Source organism: Idiomarina sp. Sol25, from assembly GCF_033052775.1.
Classification (GTDB): Bacteria; Pseudomonadota; Gammaproteobacteria; order Enterobacterales; family Alteromonadaceae; genus Idiomarina.
On record NZ_JAUPEW010000122.1, the window covers coordinates 1 to 270 of the forward strand.

Here is a 270-nt window from a genome sequence, read left to right on the forward strand (position 1 = left end):
TCCAGTATCGACCGGCTGGATTTCAATGTCGGACACACAGGCCATCATGGCCGTCATTATGGCGGGCGCTCTCGGTACAGCGGCTACGTTGGATGCTAAAATCGAACAGGCCAAGGATGAAACTGGCGCTGATGCGAAGGAGGTGGCCGGCGGGATCATCACGCAGCTCACCAAGGCAAATGGTGACGATAACAAGCAAGCCGCCATCGAGCTGTGGGGGGAGGATCTCGATATCAAGCACAACTATTCCCATGTGCGTCTTACGGTGGA

The 270-nt window shown here is 55.9% G+C and carries 1 protein-coding gene; it reads left to right on the forward strand.

Translation table 11 applies throughout. The features are described 5' to 3' along the window. Window positions 1–25 precede the first annotated feature (25 nt). Window positions 26–270, forward strand: a 245-nt coding sequence (locus Q5L94_RS13715; RefSeq protein ID WP_317498911.1) for a hypothetical protein, incomplete at its 3' end; no start/stop codon positions are given.